The organism is Mesorhizobium sp. f-mel (assembly GCF_053850215.1).
Genome location: NZ_JBSPTO010000001.1, coordinates 446171 through 459979, shown reverse-complemented (window position 1 = coordinate 459979; position 13809 = coordinate 446171). Strand labels below are relative to the sequence as shown.

Sequence of the window (13809 nt, the reverse complement as noted above, 5' to 3'; positions counted from 1 at the left end):
GTCAGCCTTCCACCGGTTCGGCGACTTGCAAGAGGCAGTCTCCCGCCTCGCACATCGTGTGCAGCCGGCGCGAAAGTACGATACCGCTTTCGGCGAAATGCAGGGCTTCCTCGGCAAGATCGAGCCGTTCGAAGTCGTGATACCAGCCGGCCAATTGTCCGGCGGTCACGCCGTCGCCGAGCCTGACGGCGGGTTCGAACCAGCCGCGGCGGGTGGCGTACAGGCCCTGACTGTGCCGGGAAAGCGAGAGCAGTCGCGTCGGCGCCGAAGGCTTTGACTCAGGCGCAAGGACCGGCGCTTCGACCACGCCGAGGGTAATCATCAGACTGTCGATCGCGCGAGCGGTAATCGCCATCGTGTCGACTGTGGCGGTGCCGCCGCCGCCGAACTCGCCGCTGACGCCAATGGCACCGGCCCGGCGGGCTGCGCCCATGGAGGTCGGCGAGGCCCGGCCGTTGTCGGCCACGAACCCATACGGCATGCCGAGCGCCCGCATCAGCTCAACCCCGCGACCCTGCCGGTCGGGATCGGTATTGCGCTCGACAAGCGCCGTGGGAAGATGCTCCATCGAGGTGCCGCCCGAATGAATATCGAAGATGACGTCGTGGCGGGGAAACAGTTCCGTCTCCAGGAAATTGGCAAGCCGGCTTGTCGGGGTGCCCAACGGATCGCCGGGAAAGGCGCGATTGAGATTGCCGCCGTCAAGCGGCGAACAGCGTTTGGCGGCCATGACCGCCGGTGCGTTCGCCATCGGCAGAATGGTAACGCGGCCCTTGATCTGCTTGGGATCGAGCCGGCGGATCAGCTTTGCCAGCGACAGCTCGCCCTCATATTCGTCGCCGTGATTGCCGGCCATCAGAAGCAGTGACGGACCTTCGCCGTTGCGAATGAGGCAGATCGGGACTTTGACCTGGAAATAGGGCGAACGGTCTATCGAGAAGGGAATGCTGAGATGGCCTGATGTCTTGCCGTCCCGGTCGAAGTCGAGCGTATGGGTGAGGCCGGTGTGCATGGCGACAACTCAGACGGCGGCAACCGCGGTGACCTCGATACGGAGATCGGGGTCGGCGAGACGGGCCTCGACGCAAGCCCGCGCCGGCAGGCGTTGAGGATCCACCCAGGCATCGTAGATGCTGTTCATGGCGTCGAAGTCGCCGATCTGCGGCAGGAAGATGTTGACCGCCACAAGCTTCGACTTGCTGCTGCCGGCCTCGACTAAGAGCGCCTCGATCTTTGAGAGCACATCGCTGGTCTGGCCTTCGATACCGGCCTTGCGATTGTCAGCCACTTGGCCTGCGATGTGGACGAGGCCACCATAGACGACCGCCTGCGACATGCGGGAGCCGGACTGGAAATACTTGATCATATTGGATCCTTTCGAGGTTCTCTTGGGGCCGCCGCAAGATCCGGTCAGCCGAAATAGGTGGGAAAGGCGTGGCGGACATGGCCGGCCGCGTCGACGCCGAAGATCACGCGATAGCGATCGAGGCAGGTGCAGGGATGGGAGATGCCGAATTCAATGATGTCGCCAACGGCAATGTCGTCGCTGGGTGCAATCGACAGGAAGGCGTGCTGGTCGTTGAGCTTGAAGACCTCGGCGTGCGGTACCGGCAGCGGCTTGCCGGCCCGGAAGACCGCGAGCACCATCGGAAACCCTGATCGAACGACACGTCGCGCATACCCATGCCGCATATCGCGAGGCCAGGCTCCGGCCGCGACAGCACTTCGGCCCATAGGCGCAAAGCCGGACGAAACGAGTTTCGTGCGGAAACACCAACGCCGCCGACTGCAAAGCCCTTGCGAGCATCGAGTGCGCTAAGCGAGCGATCATAGATGCCATGGTCGTGGAAGAAGATGGCGCCGCTGCGCAACACCAGCGTCGCATTGCCGTCCCTGGAAACGGCGGGCGAAAGCGCGGCGACCACTTTGTCGAAGAACACCGAGCCGCCGGCCGTGACGACCAGCGGCGCAGCGCCGCCGACGCGGGCGCGAAGCCGCAGCAACATGTCGGCGGTCATCGCCAACAAGTCGGAGATCACCTCCTCGGCGCGGCCGGAGTCGGGTTGCGCCGCGGCACCTTCGTAGGTTGCGACACCGGCAATCAGCAGTCGTCCGCCGGCTGCATCAACTGCATCGGCGATCGCCTCAGCTTCGCCAGTAGTCCGCGCGCCTGCCCTCCCCGCACCGAGTTCGACGAGCACGCGCAACGGCGGCAGCATCGCATTGGACCGCCAGGCTTCGGCGAGCGCATTCACGGCGACGGCAGAGTCGGCGAAGACGAAGAGCTCGACGCTTGGCCAGGCGCCAACCAGCGCGGCGAGCCGGTTCGCACCGCCTGATCCACCAACCTCGTTGGCGATGATCAGCCGTGTGAGGCCGGCCCTGAGCATCACCGCGGCTTGTCTGATATCCGCGACGGTCGTGCCCCATGCTCCGGCCTCTACCAACGATCGAGCAAGGTCCGGCGCCATCGGGGTCTTGGCATGCGGCGCGATCATGGCACCATGTTCACCTGCATAGCGCAGAAACAGGTCACGATTGGCGATGAAGGCCTCCTCGTCGAGGGTCAGCACCGGCAGCGACATGCGCCCATCAGCCGGATGCCAGCGCTCAGATGCGACAAGGCTGCTGTCCAGCCCGAAGGTGCCGGGCGGCACGCCGCGGATGCAATCATCAAGCAGGAACTTTTCACGGGTCGCGAGCGACAGTACGGGTGAGTTTTCGGTCATCCGATGCTAGTCCTTTCGCGTTCGCAGGATGAAGTCCGGATCGATTTCCGATGCCGGCCACAGCATGAGAGAGATGCGTGCCAAAGCTTTACTCCGGACCGATCATCGATGCCCACCATCATCTTTGGGATCTCGGCCTCGGCCGGCACCCCTGGCTCGCTACAACGGCTGGCGAACGCGGCGGCCTGGGCGAGGTTGGCCCCTTGCGGCGAAACTATCTTCCAGAGGATTATTTGCGCGACGCCAGCCGGCACAATGTCGTCGCCACCATCCATGTCGAAGCCGGTTGGGCCGGGGATGACTGCGTCGGCGAAACGCGGTGGCTTGAAACGCTCGACAAGTCGCGTGGCGTGGCCGCCCGCTACGTCGTTCACGTCCCGCTGGCGAACCGCCATGCGCCGGCACTGGTCGAGGCGCAGGCGGCATTCGACCGTGTCGTCGGCGTGCGCGACATACTGAGCTGGGATCCTGACCCTGCCCGCCGTTTCGCTGCCCGTGACGGCATCATGGACGATCCGGGCTGGCGGGCCGGCCTGTCCCTGCTTGCCGGCCATCGGCTGGTTTTCGATCTGATGGTGTTTCCGCGCCAGCTCGCCGGTTCGGCGCGCCTTGCAGCGGCCTATCCGGACCAGTTCTTTGTCCTCAACCACTGCGGCAGCCCGATCGATCGCGATTCCGACGGAATGCGGGCGTGGCGCGAAGGAGTTCGGCGTTTGTCCCAGTGTGACAACGTCGCCATCAAGATATCGGATCTGGTCGCCTACGATCATGACTGGACGCTCGACAGCCTGAAGCCGGTTGTCATGCATTGCATAGACTGTTTCGGCACGCGGCGCGCGATGTTCGGCAGTGACTTCCCGGTGGCCGGTCTGCACGCGTCGTTCGATGCGGTATATGACAGCTTCAAGGCCATTGCCTGCGAGCTTTCCGCAGACGAGCAGACGGCGCTGTTCTTCGGCAATGCAAGGCGCATCTACCGGCTGGACGGTATGTCATCGGCGGGCCTGCTCCCTGCCTGAGAGAAGCAGCAGCCCAAGGATCAGCGAACCGAACAGAATGCTGCGCCAGCCGGGCGATGCGTTGACGACGGTGATCAGAGCCGTGATTGTGACCAGCAGGATGGCGCCGGGGACGGTGCCGGCATAGGTGCCGAGCCCGCCAAGGATCGAGGTGCCGCCGAGAACCACGGCGGCAATCGAGGCGAGGAGATAGGGATCGCCGATCCCGACATAGCCCTGTCCGTTCATGCCGAGCACCAGCACGCCCGCAAGCCCTGAAGTGAAGCCGCTGATGCCGTAGACCGCCAGGGTGGTCGAGGCGACGGGAACGCCGGAGAGTGCCGCGGCGAGTGGGTTGGCGCCCATGGCGAAGAGCCGTGCTCCAAAGGATGTGGCATGCATTGCGGTCAGTACGATCACGGAGAAGGCCAACCACAAGAGCACACCTGCGGGAATACCGGCCGGCCGCGCATTGCCGAGCCATCGAACCAGCGGGTTTTCGGCGGTCACGGCGCTGCCGCCGGCGATGATGATCAGCAGACCCTGCAGGAATGTCGCCATTGCCAGGGTCATGATCATCGGATGAACGCGCAACAGCGCCACCCCTAGCCCGTTCACCAGACCGATGGTCGTCGTCAACGCAAGGACGGCAAGGACGGCGGTGAGCCCGGTCGGATCCGCCTGCCACGACAGCAGCGGCAGGCTGACGGCGCTCACTGTGACGATCGCCGCGACGGAAAGGTCGATGCCGCCGGCGATAATTACAAAGGTCTGGCCCGCCGCAACCAGGCCGATGACCGCGGCCAGTTCGACCAGATAGCGCAAATGGCCATAGGCGCCGAAGCCACGTGAAGCGAAGCTCGCAGCGATCCACACCCCTGCTACGATGGCGACGGTGAGGAAGGGCCGGCTGCGCAGGATTGTCAGGGCGCGTCTGCCGCCAACGGTCTCTTTCCATGCTGTCATTGCTGCACCTTGCGGAATTGCGGGATGGCGACCGCCCCGATGATGATGAGGCCCTGGGCGACATACTGGGCGACCGGCGTGAAGCCGAGGAAGAACATGACACTGATCATCAGGCTGAGCAGCAGGCTGCCGGCAAGAGCGCCGCGCATCGTGCCTTGCCCGCCGAGGAAACCGATGCCGCCGAGCACGGCGGCGGCGATGGAATTCAGCGTGAACGCCGTGCCGATGACCGGATCGCCCGAACCCGTTTGCGCGGCGACGAACAGGCCGGCGCCTGTGCAAAGCAGACCGCTGATCGCGTAGGCGGCGATCCGGGCACCGTCGACCGGCACGCCGGAGCGGTAGGCGCCGACCGGATTCTCGCCGGCGGCATAGAGGCTCAAACCAAGCGGCGTGGCGAGATAGAGCTTCCACAGAAGGACGATGAGCACCAGCAGCACGAAGGCCGCGGGCGTGTTGCCGGCAAGCAGGTCCGACAGCCACTCCGGAATGGCGCCGCCGGGTCTCGGCAGGATGAGCAGCGCAGCACCGCCGATGATGAAGGAGCCGGCGAGCGTCACCACGATCGCCGGCAACCGAAGTTTTACGACGATCAACCCGGTCGCGGCACCGATGCCGAGACCGGTCAGCGCCACCGCAACGGCACCGCCGGCTACGCCCAGCGGCCCAGTCATTATCGTCGCGGCGATCACCGCGCCCAGGCTGACCATTGCGCCGATGGCTAGGCTGATGCCGCCGGTAAGCATGAGGATCGCCTGGGCCATGGCGACCAGCGCCAGCGGAAACCAGCTCTGGGTGAATTTGGCGAAGCCGGAACCGGTCAAGAGGCCGGGAAAGAGGACGCCATAGGCGACGAGGAATGCCATGACCACGGCGAACAGGCCCCGCACGCCGACATTGCGGCGCAGCTGAACCGGCCAGTAGAGAGCGCCGGTTTGCCTTGAGGAGCCCACCGTACTCATGCCGCCACCTTGCGCTGTTCGGCGCCCATCGCGGCGGAAACGATCGCTTCCTCGCTCAGTGCGCCTCGCTCGAGCATGGCCACGATGTGGCCCTCCCGGACCACCGCGACGCGGTCGCAAAGGTGCACCAGTTCGGGTGTGTCGGAACTGAGCAGCACGACCGCCTTGCCGGCGGCGGCGAAGTTGCGAAGCATCATATAGATTTCGCGCTTGGTCTCGACATCGACGCCGCGTGTCGGGTCATTGAGGAGAAGCACAAGCGGGTCGTGCGGCATCCATTTCGCCAGCGCGACCTTCTGCTGGTTGCCGCCCGACAGGGCCTGTGCCGGCCGGCCGAGGTCGCCCTTGATGGCAAGCTGGACGGCAAGACCTCTTGCCGTCTCACGCTCGGCACGGCGGCTGCGCAGCTTCAGCGCCGGCAGTCTTGCGAAAGCGGGCAGCATCATGTTGGTGATGATGGAATGGATCAGGTGCAGGCCTTCGCGCTTGCGGTCGGCCGGGACATAGGCGAGGCCAAGCGCGTTGGCCTTCGGCACACCGGCGGGCAGACCCGAAGCACCGTTGACGGTCGCGGATGCCGTCCTCGCCGGAATGGCACCGTAGAGGCCGAGCAGCAAATCTTCTTGCCCTTGCCCAACCAAGCCTCCGATGCCGAGCACCTCGCCCGTCCTGATGTCGAGATCGACATCGCGCATCAGGCCGGCCGAAAAATTGCGAACCGAGATGGCGCTGGCAGCCGATGCCGAAGGCTGCCAATGCGGAAAGAGGTCGCCGGGATCGCGGCCGACCATCAGCCGTACCAGTCCGCTGGCGTCGGTTCCTTCCAGCGTGCGGTCCGCCGTGCAGGTGCCGTCCTTCAGGACAGTGACATGCTGGCACAGCGCCATAACTTCGTTCAGCCGGTGCGAAATGTAGAGAATAGCGATGCCCTCGCCGCGCAGCCTCTCCAGCAACTGCGTCAGGACTTTCGTTTCGGTTGCCGAAAGCGACGAAGTGGGTTCGTCGAGAATGAGCACGCGCGGCCGGCGGTAAAGCGCCTTGGCTATCTCCACCATCTGCCGGCGGCCAAGCGACAAATGTCCGACCGGTATCGAGAGCGGTTCGTGAAGCCCGACAAGATCGCATGCTGCCCTGGCCCGCACGGCGAGTTCGGGATAGTCGAGCAAACCGAACCGGCGCGGATAGGCGCCAAGGCCGATGTTCTCGGCAATGGAGAGGCTGGCCGTCACGCTGAGTTCCTGCTGGACAACCGCGATCCCCGCCTGTTGCGCATAGGCGGGAGTCATGCGCGACACCGGGCGGCCATCGACCTCGATCACCCCCCCGTCCGGGCGCAAGGCACCGGACAAGAGGTTGATCAGCGTCGACTTTCCGGCGCCGTTCTCGCCGAGCAGCGCATGCACGCGGCCCGGCTGGAGAGCGATGGACACGTCGCGCAGGACGGGGTTGCCGAAGAAGGACTTCGACACCCCCCGCGCGGCAAGAAGCGGAGCCGTGGCCACCAATTTCTGCGACCTTTCAGGCTTATTGTTCAGCCAGCAGCTTCTTGAACAGCTCCTCGTCGTAGGGCGAATAGATGTAGCCGTCGGCCGGAAAATCGGCCGCCCGGCCGAGGTACTGATCGATGTTGGAATTGTCGATCACCGGCAGCGGGATCTTGACGAAAGCCGGCACGTCCTTGCCCTCCAGCGCCTGGACGGCGGTGTAGGCGGCGAAGGCGCCGAGCCAGTTCGGCTGCATAGTCGCCCAGCTCTTGAGGTCCTTTTCCTTCCAGAGTTCGAGAAACTGACGGGCATTCTCGCCGGTGATCGGCACCTGTTCGCGGCCCTGCTTGTCGAGGGCTAGTACCGCACCCGCCGACAAGGCGCCGCCGAGCGACAGAATTCCGTCGATCTCGGAATTGGCGAACAGCAGGCTGGTGACGGCTTCCTGTGCAGGCGCGACGTTGTAGGGCGTGTTGGTCTCGGCAAGGACCGTCACGTCAGGATGGGCCTTAAGCGCCGCGTCAGCGCCTTTGCGCCGATCGTCGCTAACCGAAACGCCGGCCGGGCCGTTGAGGATCAGAATCTTGCCCTTGCCGCCGATCGCGTCGATCAGGAACTTGGCCGCCTGATCGCCCCACTGGGCGGAATCGGTGTTGACCTTGGCGGTCACCTGGTCGGTGTCGACGAGGCTATCGAAGTTGATGATGGCGATGCCCTTGGCGCAAGCGTCCGCCAGCACACGCGCCGGCGCGGTCGACGAGCCGGCAATCAGGATGATGGCGTCGACGTCGGAATCGATCATCGACTGGATCTGCTGGATCTGAACGTTGGCGTCGCCCTGGGCGTCGGTCACGACAAGCTTGTCGACCAGTCCTTGCTTCTTCAACGCCTCGACTTCGGCTTCGATAGTGCCCTGTGTCTGCTTCATCCAGGTCGGCACTGAATAAATGTTGGCCCAGCCGATCGTGTACGGCGCCTTGCGGTCGCCCTTGATGCATTTGGCGGCCGCATTGGCCTGCGAGCCGGCGCCGAGGCTCAGGAGGAGACCGAAGCAAAGGGCGCTGGCGGATGCGAAAAACGATAATTTCGTCATGATTGTTCCCTTCTGAGGTTAGGCCTGGACGTGCGGGGTCCGGACGAAAAAGCTCGCCGGTTGCCGCATCCGGAAACCGCCTGTTTTTTCGTCAGAATTTCTGCGCCTGGCTCGTTATTGTCTGATATTTCAGACAGCATGTCTGTATATCGGACAAATCGGATGCTAGACTGAGCCTTGACATCTTTCAAGCGTCTTGAGACGAGGGCCGAATTGATTTTTACGCGGATGCGGCCGACATGAGCGATAGCGCCACTGGTCTGATCGAAACGGAAGCCGGCGCCCAGCGGCGTAATGGCGAACGGCGCCGCGGCATCGACCGCGTCATCATGCTGCTGGAAGCGCTTTTACGACACCGCGCGCCGATGCGCGTTGGCGACATCGCCAAGATGATCGGCGCACCGCGTTCGACCACCTACGAAATCGTCAACAGCCTGCTCGAAGCCGAAATGCTCGAAAATGTCGGGACGGAAGGCTACGTCTATTTCGGGCGGGCTATGCATCTGTTCGGCTGGGCCTACTCGCATCACAACGCCCACTACCGGCGCATCATCGAGACGCTGGACAAGATGGCCGCTGAGACAGGCGAGACCGTGCAGCTGTGCGGCCTGCGCGGGAACAAATACATCGTTCTCGATTGTCGTGACTCTTCCGGCCCTTTCCGGATTTCAAGCGATGTCGGGGTCGAGGTGCCGATCCCGTGGACGGCATCCGGGCGGCTCTTGCTTGGCCATATGAGTGAGGAAGAGGTGAAGGACTTCATCCCGCCTGGCGACTACAAGCTGCCTGACGGCCGCGTCATTGCGCCAGCCGAATTCTTCAGCGATGTCGCCCTGGCCCGCCAGCAAGGTTTCAGCGAGACCGCTGCTCTGGCCGACCGCTTCACGTGGTGCATGGCCGCGCCTATCCGCGACGGCCACGGCGCCATCAACAAGACCCTTTGCTTCGTATTGCCAGTCGACACAGCGGAAACGCGGCGCAGCGAGTTGCTTGCCCTGCTGTGCGAACGCGCCCGTGGATTGTCGTTGGCGGGAAGCTAATTTTTGAAGAATCGGCCCTGACGCATTCGCCAAGAGAGCGCGGAAAAAAGGCCGGGCTCGAATCGGCCCGGCCAAAATGAAGGTTACAACCTTCAGAGGGGAACGCCGTTCAGCGGAATGGGAGGAAACCGTCGAACGGTCTTACCTGTTTGAGCTTGTTTGGGCGTGTTGGCGACGAACAAAATTCCAAAAGCCGGCGGGATGACGAAAATTCCTGTTCTATTTGCTCTGACGTTTTCAGACAGATGACGCCCTCGTCTCAAGGAGATCGGCATAATATCGGCGCGCCACGTCGGGGTGCGAGCGCAGGCGACTTTTCAGCACGTTGGTTCCGGCGTCGCGAAACAGCGGGTTGTCCGGATCGCTCGCCGGTCCGCGCGCCTCGGCAGCCAGTTCTTCAGGCAGTGTGAGCAGCGGGATCGTCGCATCGAGCCGGGCGCTGAAGAAGAAAGGAACGGATATTCGCTCGACACCGGCCGGCGGTGTGACGACACGATGGACGGTCGCCCTGAGATAACCGTTCGATGCCAGTTCGAGGAGCTCGCCGATGTTGACCACCAGCGTTCCGGGAATGGGATCCACATTCACCCAGCTTTCGTCATATTCGACCTGCAGCCCCCCGGTTGTCGTCCTGGAGCAGGAGCGTCAGGAAGCCGCCGTCCTTGTGCGCGCCGACGCCCTGGTCACCACCGGTTGCGTCGCGTCCGGGATAGCGCACGATCTTCATGCGATGGTTGGGCTCACCGCTATAGATCGGATCGAAAGCGTCCTCGGCCTGGTTGAGCGACAGCGCGAAAGCCTTCAGCAGGCGGATCGCCACCGCCGTCGCCTTGGCCTGCCATGCCAGCAGCGCCGGCTCGAGTTCCGGCAGGGCCGAAGGCCATTGGTTCGGCCCTTGCAGCCGCGTCCAGGCAGGAATGCCCGGCCCCTGTGGTATGGGTCGACGCTCGACGCCGATGTCGAGTTGTTCGCGCCAATCGGCCTTGCCCTTTGTCAGTTCGCCACCGCTGCGCGTGTAGCCGCGGAATTGCGGGGATTTGACCATTTCGATGGCCAGCTTGTCGGCTTCCGGCAAGGCAAAGAACCGACGCGAGGCGTCGAGCACCTCGTCGATCTCAACAGCCGAAATTCCATGCCCGCTGAGATAGAAGAAGCCGACATCGCGGGCCGCCGTGCGCAGGTCGAACAGAAAGGTCCGACGCTGCGACGCGCCCTGTTCGAGACGGCTGAGATCGAGCACGGGTACAATCCTGGCCATGGTCAACCTCCTCCTGCCTCAAGGCTTGGATCAGGCCTTACGGTGACACGCAGGTCGTTGCGATCAAAGCAATGGTCGATCCAATCTCGACGCCAATGGAAGAAAGTCAGCGCTGCGTTTGGCGGCCGGCAGGCAAATAACGTCCGAACGGGTGTTCCATGGCACGAAGGCATCATGGCAATCATATACGCGAATTGCAGTGCGGCCGACGCTCAGAAATTCTCGATCCATGGCCTGAGTTCGAGCTCCCAAGTCCAGGCGCTGCGATGCTGCCGGTGGATTGCGAGATAGGTTTCGGCGATCGCATCCGGAGATAGCCGGCGGTCCTGCCGGTCGGGTTCGCTGGCCTGTCCGGGCCTATTCTGGCCGGGCTCGTTCGGCGCGATCACGCCGTCGACGATGAAATGCGCGACATGGATGTTTTTCGGGGCAAGTTCGCGGGCCATGGATTGGGCCAGTCCGCGCAGGCCGAACTTTGGCATGGCAAAGCCGGCCGAACCCGAAAACCCCTTGACGCTGGCGGTGGCGCCGGTGAACAGGATCGAGCCGGAGCCGCGGGAAAGCAACCGGCGCGCAGCCTGCTGGCCGACCAGGAACCCGCCATAGGCGCCGACTAGCAACGCCTGCTTGACCGATTCGGGATCGAGGTCGGCGATCGGTCCTCGGGCGCGGCCGCTGGCGTTGAAAACCACAAGCGACAGAGGACCGGCTTTGTCGGCGACGTCGAACAGGTTTTCGACCGACGCGACATCGGCAACGTCCGTTTCGACCGCCAGCGCGCCGGTCTCGTCGACCAGCGTGCTCAGCTTGCCGAGGTTGCGGGCAGCCAGGACCACGCGAAAGCCCTCCTTGGTGAGAAGACGTGCAAGCGAGGCGCTCAGCCCCAGCCCTGCTCCTGCGATAACTGCCACGTCTGATGTCATGGAGCTTCTCCCTTACGGATTCTGGTGTGGTACGGATTCTAGTGCGGCGGATTGGCGATTCAGGCCCTACCATTCGTGTTCTGAGGCAGACCGTCAGATCGTAAAAGTCGGATTGGCCCGCATGCCCTGGGACGCATCAGTCATGGAGTTCCCTCGAGATCGCCGGGCCGACCGAAAAATCGCTGAATGTGACTTCGAAACCTTCACGTTGCGGCGAACAGCACATCATGCCGATATCGACTGTTTTCGAGGGCGGGAAATAGGCGAGCCGCACCGGCTTCCAGTGATGGTCGGAGGCATCAAGATACTGAACACGGATTGTCTCGGCATGGCGGGTCAGCCGGATCCTGACGCCGTCCGGACCAGCCGGGATGCTGACCAACGACCAGTCGGAAGCATCATTGGTGACGACGACAGAAAAATACGCCAGCCCGTCGGTGAACTCGATGCCGGCCTTGACCCAGTGCGTCTCGCTCAGCCGGACCATCAAACCGGCCTGATCATAGAGCACCTTGTAGTCCCCCTTGACGGTGACCTCGGCGCTGAAGTCGCCCTCGACCTGCTGGTACAGGAGGTGGCCATTGTCGCGCCAGAAGCCGTAGAACGTCTCACGCCAGAAATCGGTTTCCTTGCCGGTGCGCACATGCACGGTGCTGTCGGCAAAAGCATGATGCGGTGGCGGGTTGAGCCAGGTCAGTTCTGCATCCTGAGATGTCATCGTTGCTCGCCTCTCCGGTTCGTGTTGCGTTATCCGTCGAGGCGGCTACGCCCTCATCTGGACCATTGTACGCGGGTTCAACCGTTTCATTTCGGCACTTGATAAAGCTCGGACGCGGCCTCTCTCAGCGCGCGCCGGCTCTCTGGCCTGAAATACATCATGTGGCCGCCTTCCAGCAGGTCAATGCGGATCGGCTTTGCGCCAGGAAGCGAAGGAATCTGGCCGACAAGGTAGCGGGATGCCAAATAGGGTGTCACCAGGTCGGTGTAGCCGTTGACGATCAAAACGCCGAGGCCGGGGTTTAGCGCTCGCGCCTGCTGGAGGTCATCCATCACGCCGACATAGCCCTGACGCGTCGGGCTCGTCCCGTAATCCCAATTGCCGCTGACTTCACGGTTGAGAAGACGGTAGCTTATATCAGTGCGGAATTTCAATTCCTCACGCACATAGCTGACAAAGGCGGAAGTGAGCACCGGCACGCTTCGGTCGAGGACCGGATCAGGACCGCGAGGCCTTGGACTTTCCGGGGCGATGTCCGCCGTTTCGATCGTGCCGTCATAGGCGCTGAGAACATTGCCCCTTGCCCGCGCAAACTCCTTGGCGAAGAGTTCGGTGGGAATGCGTGCAAAGTTTCGTTTGACGAGTTCGAGCGGCAGGCCGGTGATTTCGGCCACGCGCGGGCTCGCCAGGCGCCCACCCTGTTCCAGCCCGCTGGCAAGCGCGACAAGATAGTCGCCGAGGGCATAGCGTTCGACATCGGCCAATCGCTCGTGCAGCTCGGAACCGGTGACGCCTTCGCTGCGCAGGCGCACCGCCGCCAGCGACGGGAGCTCAAGCGCCCAGTGGAGCGGCTGGAACTCGTCTGGGCGCACGAGCGTGAATTCGAGCGCCGGCGAGATGAGCACGATGCCGCGAGGACTGACGCCGATATCATCCTGAAGCGTCTTGGCGAGCAGTGCAGCCCGAAACCCGCCATAGCTTTCGCCAGCAAGAAACACCGGTGACGCCGTGCGGCCCGCCTGTGCCAGATAGAAGCGAATAAAGGCACCCATCGAGGCGGCGTCCTGGTTGACGCCCCAGAAGCTGCGCGCCTCGGTCCCGGGTGCTTCGCGGCTGTAACCCGTTCCGACGGGGTCGACAAAGACCAGGTCGGTCATGTCGAGCCATGTGTTCGGGTTGTCCAAAAGCCTCTGCGGCGATGGGAGAAAACTTCCATTATCCGCCGTCGCCATCACGCGGGGACCGAGCGCGCCGAGATGCAGATAGGCGGAAGCCGCTCCTGGACCTCCATTGAATACGAAGGTAACGGGACGCCGGGGCTTAGGTTCCCGGCTTGGCTCGGGACGTAGCGTGTAGGCGACATGAAAAATTTCCGCCGTGACGTCGCCCTTACCGGATAGCAACGAGAGAGTGCCGGCCTTTGCCTGATAGTTCAGCGTACGTCCCGCGATTACGATCGAATGATCAGAGATCTGGGGAGGCGGAAGCAGAGACAGAACCCCACCCGAAGGCGACGGCCGCTCGGCCACTTCCGCATGGCTGGCTGGAACGCTGCCGGACAGCAGTAGCATAGCAAGGGTGATTTCTAGCAGCTTGGTACGCATGACGACTCCGCAGCGGAAACAACTGGAAGCTATC

General features: G+C 63.3%; 11 protein-coding genes and 2 pseudogenes. 2 read left to right on the top strand and 11 right to left on the bottom strand.

The genetic code is table 11. From position 1 onward, the window contains the following. Position 1: 1 nt before the first annotated feature. The 3 genes and pseudogenes from ACWUKX_RS02165 to ACWUKX_RS02155 all read right to left on the bottom strand — a co-directional run bounded on the left by ACWUKX_RS02165 (position 2) and on the right by ACWUKX_RS02155 (position 2729). Positions 2 to 1012: a succinylglutamate desuccinylase/aspartoacylase family protein gene (locus tag ACWUKX_RS02165; RefSeq protein ID WP_456003364.1), complete on the bottom strand. Its 1011-nt coding sequence runs from the start codon at positions 1010 to 1012 to the stop codon at positions 2 to 4. A 9-nt stretch (positions 1013 to 1021) separates the two neighbouring features. Then, positions 1022 to 1366 carry a RidA family protein gene (locus ACWUKX_RS02160; RefSeq protein ID WP_036267438.1) on the bottom strand — a complete coding sequence of 115 codons (345 nt, stop codon included), beginning with the start codon at positions 1364 to 1366 and terminating at the stop codon, positions 1022 to 1024. Between the two features lie 44 nt (positions 1367 to 1410). Further along, a pseudogene (locus tag ACWUKX_RS02155) lies at positions 1411 to 2729 on the bottom strand (alanine racemase). Between the two features lie 77 nt (positions 2730 to 2806). Here ACWUKX_RS02155 and ACWUKX_RS02150 point away from each other — a divergent pair. Beyond that, complete coding sequence (locus tag ACWUKX_RS02150; protein WP_095518505.1) at positions 2807 to 3748, top strand: amidohydrolase family protein; 942 nt, start codon at positions 2807 to 2809, stop codon at positions 3746 to 3748. Here ACWUKX_RS02150 and ACWUKX_RS02145 read toward each other — a convergent pair. Genes ACWUKX_RS02145 through ACWUKX_RS02130 form a run of 4 tightly spaced genes read right to left on the bottom strand, consistent with a single transcriptional unit; the run spans position 3722 to position 8232 of the window. Then, the gene (locus tag ACWUKX_RS02145; protein WP_456003360.1) at positions 3722 to 4693 is read right to left on the bottom strand and encodes an ABC transporter permease; all 972 of its coding nucleotides are present in this window, start codon (positions 4691 to 4693) and stop codon (positions 3722 to 3724) included. The two genes, ACWUKX_RS02150 and ACWUKX_RS02145, sit on opposite strands and share 27 nt — an antisense overlap. Beyond that, positions 4690 to 5655: an ABC transporter permease gene (locus ACWUKX_RS02140; protein WP_456003357.1), complete on the bottom strand. Its 966-nt coding sequence runs from the start codon at positions 5653 to 5655 to the stop codon at positions 4690 to 4692. The genes ACWUKX_RS02145 and ACWUKX_RS02140 overlap by 4 nt, the downstream gene beginning before the upstream one ends. Further along, positions 5652 to 7160: a sugar ABC transporter ATP-binding protein gene (locus tag ACWUKX_RS02135; RefSeq protein ID WP_456003355.1), complete on the bottom strand. Its 1509-nt coding sequence runs from the start codon at positions 7158 to 7160 to the stop codon at positions 5652 to 5654. Before ACWUKX_RS02135 ends, ACWUKX_RS02140 begins: the two co-directional genes overlap by 4 nt. 19 nt (positions 7161 to 7179) lie before the next feature. Then, positions 7180 to 8232, bottom strand: a complete 1053-nt coding sequence (locus tag ACWUKX_RS02130; RefSeq protein ID WP_455838941.1) for a substrate-binding domain-containing protein — start codon at positions 8230 to 8232, stop codon at positions 7180 to 7182. Positions 8233 to 8471: 239 nt separating this feature from the next. On the opposite strand from ACWUKX_RS02130, the gene ACWUKX_RS02125 reads away from it, so the two are divergent. Continuing rightward, positions 8472 to 9272, top strand: coding sequence for an IclR family transcriptional regulator (locus ACWUKX_RS02125; protein ID WP_455838940.1), 801 nt, complete (start codon positions 8472 to 8474; stop codon positions 9270 to 9272). Positions 9273 to 9509: 237 nt separating this feature from the next. On the opposite strand, the pseudogene ACWUKX_RS02120 reads toward ACWUKX_RS02125, so the two are convergent. The 4 genes and pseudogenes from ACWUKX_RS02120 to ACWUKX_RS02105 all read right to left on the bottom strand — a co-directional run bounded on the left by ACWUKX_RS02120 (position 9510) and on the right by ACWUKX_RS02105 (position 13775). Next, positions 9510 to 10530: pseudogene (locus tag ACWUKX_RS02120) on the bottom strand (isopenicillin N synthase family dioxygenase). Between the two features lie 212 nt (positions 10531 to 10742). Further along, positions 10743 to 11453, bottom strand: coding sequence for an SDR family NAD(P)-dependent oxidoreductase (locus tag ACWUKX_RS02115; RefSeq protein ID WP_029355117.1), 711 nt, complete (start codon positions 11451 to 11453; stop codon positions 10743 to 10745). 136 nt (positions 11454 to 11589) lie between these two features. Then, on the bottom strand, positions 11590 to 12171 hold the full coding sequence (locus ACWUKX_RS02110) for a DUF1349 domain-containing protein (protein ID WP_029355116.1): 582 nt from the start codon (positions 12169 to 12171) through the stop codon (positions 11590 to 11592). Positions 12172 to 12257: 86 nt separating this feature from the next. Continuing rightward, complete coding sequence (locus ACWUKX_RS02105; RefSeq protein ID WP_456003352.1) at positions 12258 to 13775, bottom strand: S10 family peptidase; 1518 nt, start codon at positions 13773 to 13775, stop codon at positions 12258 to 12260. Between the last annotated feature and the right edge of the window lie 34 nt (positions 13776 to 13809).